Origin of the sequence: Acinetobacter sp. UBA2063 (assembly GCF_002333245.1) — a bacterium.
Lineage (GTDB): Bacteria > Pseudomonadota > Gammaproteobacteria > Pseudomonadales > Moraxellaceae > Acinetobacter > Acinetobacter parvus.
In genome coordinates this window covers 363-4046 of record NZ_DDAH01000043.1, presented here as the reverse complement: position 1 = coordinate 4046, position 3684 = coordinate 363, and the positions used below count along the sequence as shown (strand labels likewise).

The window sequence follows — 3684 nt, the reverse complement described above, 5'->3', positions numbered from 1 at the left end:
ATGAAATAGGTTATGCTGATATTTTTGATCTCACCATAACAGCTTATGGTGGAACACAGCCACAAAACGTCAGTGTTTTAAATAGTCAGAATGCAGGGCGAGCATATCTATTATCAAGCTGTCCACCTATGTTAGAAAAAAGAGCAATTCGTTTACCTAAAACAGACTTCTTTGCACAATGTTTATATCGAAAAAATTATCAGGAAAGTTTTATTCAGCTTCATAAATTTATGCAGCTTGATTTAAATAATGATGACATTCGTACAGCAATACGAAATATTATTCAGTTTGTCATTGATCAAATATTAGTACTGGCATCTAAGACTCGAGAATATTCTGTTGAGGGGTGGTCAAATCAGGACTATTACGCAAGTTTGCCAAAATTACAGCGTATTTGGTTGGATAAAATTTATCAAACAGAACGAGACGAAGATGATGATTGGCGTAATGACTTAAGCAAGGAAATTGCACGTTGGATATTGCGAAGCTATGAAAAAGTGATTAGTGATGCTTATAAATTAGGAACTGGCGAGATACTGGATGTTAAACAACGTGTAGAAAAATCATTACAACAAGCAAAGGAGTTTTTTTAATGCGCCAGTTTTTATTGATACCTCATTTAAAACTCCATAATGCCAATGCAATGAGTAGTCCATATACCATTGGCTTTCCTGCAATGACCGCTTGGCTAGGTGCAGTTCATGCTTTACAACGCAAGTTACAAAGCAAAGGCTGTGAGGTATCTTTGACTAAAGTCGGGGTGAGTTGTCATGAATTTAATTTGCAAACTTATAAAGGGCAAGGAGATTTCGTTCATTCAATTATTGGCACAGCCAATCCTTTGGACAAAGGTGGAAGTCGACCTGCTTTTATTGAAGAAGCACGTTGCCATTTGGAAGTCTCCTTATTAATTGAATGTCAAAATATAGACCCTGATGAGAAAGAACAGTTTTTAGAAGATGCTCAACAGCTTATTTGTAGTATGAAGTTCGCAAGTGGGGATGTTCTAGCTGTTAAAAAATGTCAAATACTACAATTTGATGAAGATGCAGATCAGGATCGGGAGTTAAAGCCGATTTTAAATAAACTGATGCTTGGACATGTATTGGTTGAACGCCGTGATCTAGTCATAGAAAGTATGAAACAAGGTAAAGATGCTTTGGATGCTGTTTTAGACTATTTAAAAGTTACACATAGTTCTAGCGTAGATGAAAATGGCAAAGTGATATGGACTTCCAAGCGTAACGCACAGGGTTGGTTAGTACCGATTGCAGTCGGTTTTCAGGGTATTTCAGAGTTAGGTATTGCTAAAAACCAACGTGATGCCGATACACCACACCGTTTTGCGGAAGCTGTTTTGACGCTGGGGGAATTTATAATGCCTTATCGTATTGAAAGTATTGATCAACTACTATGGCAATATCATGTTGATTTAGAAAATAATTTATATCTTTGCCAAAACTCAACAACAATCTGATTTAAAAACTGAAAAAAGGAAAAGCTCATGGCTAAAAATGAAAAAGCAGTTGCAAGTGTACTCGCATTTGAAAAGAAACTTGTTCCATCCGATGGATATTTTTATGGTACGAGTTGGGAAAATCGTAATGAGCAAACGCCATTAAAACTCATTCAGAAATCAGTACGAGGAACAATTTCAAACCGTTTAAAACCTGTGGTTGCAGGTGATCCAATGAAACTGAATGCAGAAGTTGAAAAAGCGAATTTACAAACTGTAGATGCTTGTGCATTAGGTGAAAATCAAGACACTTTAAAGGTTGGATTCACTCTAAAAGTATTGGGTGGGGTTGAAAACCCATCTGCTTGTAATAATGAAACGTTCTTAAAATCATATAATGATGTCGCTAAAAATTATATTGCGACGTATGGCTTTACTGAACTTGCAAAACGCTATGCACTGAATATCGCCAATGCTCGTTTTTTATGGCGCAACCGCGTAGGTGCTGAAAAAGTAGAAGTAGTTGTGACTGTGAATGATCAAGCAACAGTGACATTTAATGCTTTGGAATATCCACTTCATAACTTCGATCAAGTAGACGAGAAAGTACAAGCCTTAGCGAATCAAATTGCAAGTGCCTTAAGAGGGGAAGTCCCATATTTACTGATTAAAGTTGAAGCTTATGCTTTGGTGGGTAAAGGTCAAGAAGTCTATCCAAGTGAAGAACTTGTATTAGATAAAGGTAAAGGTGAAAAAAGTAAAATCCTTTACCATGTAAATGATGTTGCAGCCATGCATTCACAAAAGTTAGGTAATGCTTTGCGTACCATAGATACTTGGTATCCTGAATTTGATGAGAAAAAAACAGCGATTGCGATTGAGCCATACGGTGCAGTGACCAATCTTGGCAAAGCGTATCGTACCCCGAAAGATAAAAAAGACTTTTTTACTTTATTTGATAAATATGCATTAGGCGAATCACTTGAGAATCCTGAGCAAGAGCATTACGTCATGGCTGTTTTGGTGCGTGGTGGTGTCTTTGGTCAAAGTAGCAAGGATTAACTATGCTCTATTATTTAGAAATTACTTTATTGGAGCAGGAGGAAATTCCTCTGCATCTAATTTGGTCAAAAGTATATACCCAATTACATATTGCTTTTGCTGAACAAGCCGATGAACAGGGCAAGATTGTTTATGGTATTTCTTTCCCTAAGTATCGTTTAATTCAGCAGAAAAAATTGGGTTATTTAGGCGATAAAATTCGTATTTTTGCGGATTCAGTCGAAACATTGGAACAACTAAACTTAAACCATTGGCTAGAAAGACTGCAAGATTATGTGCATGTCTTATCTGCTCGTGAAGTTCCAGAAGATAAGATCAATGGCTATGCAACTTACTTTAAAGCCAATCCAAAATTAACGATTGAACAGCGTATTTTGCATCAAGCAAAACGCCGTGGAATTTCAATTGAAGAGGCAAAGGAACACTTTAAAGCATTGGAACTGACGGAGACTTTTGAACCTTATATTAATATGAAAAGCCAAACCAACGATATGAACTTCCGTTTGATTATTGGGAAAAAACGTGTTGATGAAGCATGTATTGGAAAATTTGGAAGCTATGGATTAAGTCGTACATCCACAGTACCAGAGTTTTAACCCAATATTTTTTAGACTCTTTAACAGCTTAATAAAATCAATAAGTTACAACAAGCCATTTTTTGATTGGGTAAATTTATAAAATACATGATAAATGCTTGTTGTAACTTATATTTTTGCTTTATTATAACTGTTCATGGCGACATACGCCATTTAGAAATATCAGTGTTCGTAAAGATTTAGATAACCCAGGTTCATGGCGACATACGCCATTTAGAAAAACACAGCAAGACCTGGGCGCAATGAAAGATAGTTCATGGCGACATACGCCATTTAGAAATGTACTGGCAGCAGTTAAAGCAACAGCACCACGTTCATGGCGACATACGCCATTTAGAAATGTTGAATCGGGACTATGTGCAGTGTAGCGCCGTTCATGGCGACATACGCCATTTAGAAAATAAGAAAACGTCAGCATAAGAACGGCCGTAAGTTCATGGCGACATACGCCATTTAGAAACACTGGAATGATGCAGCAGGGTCAAAAGGAGTTGTTCATGGCGACATACGCCATTTAGAAATCGACTTTCGGGCTGTATGACGCTTGCTTCAGGTTCATGGCGACATACG

The 3684-nt window shown here is 37.2% G+C and carries 4 protein-coding genes and 1 CRISPR repeat array; all 4 genes read left to right on the top strand.

Going from position 1 to position 3684, the window contains the following annotated elements; all coding sequences use genetic code 11:
• The coding region (locus B4H32_RS02170; protein WP_286799611.1) for a type I-F CRISPR-associated protein Csy1 at positions 1 to 593 on the top strand (593 nt) is incomplete at its 5' end.
• The gene (csy2, locus tag B4H32_RS02165; RefSeq protein WP_004681363.1) at positions 593 to 1477 is read left to right on the top strand and encodes a type I-F CRISPR-associated protein Csy2; all 885 of its coding nucleotides are present in this window, start codon (positions 593 to 595) and stop codon (positions 1475 to 1477) included. The genes B4H32_RS02170 and csy2, both read left to right, overlap by 1 nt.
• A gap of 27 nt (positions 1478 to 1504) precedes the next feature.
• Positions 1505 to 2518: a type I-F CRISPR-associated protein Csy3 gene (gene csy3, locus B4H32_RS02160; RefSeq protein WP_286799609.1), complete on the top strand. Its 1014-nt coding sequence runs from the start codon at positions 1505 to 1507 to the stop codon at positions 2516 to 2518.
• A gap of 2 nt (positions 2519 to 2520) precedes the next feature.
• Positions 2521 to 3114: a type I-F CRISPR-associated endoribonuclease Cas6/Csy4 gene (cas6f, locus tag B4H32_RS02155; protein ID WP_262450555.1), complete on the top strand. Its 594-nt coding sequence runs from the start codon at positions 2521 to 2523 to the stop codon at positions 3112 to 3114.
• Between the two features lie 132 nt (positions 3115 to 3246).
• Positions 3247 to 3635: a CRISPR direct-repeat array (repeat unit 28 nt; unit sequence GTTCATGGCGACATACGCCATTTAGAAA).
• Positions 3636 to 3684: the final 49 nt, after the last annotated feature.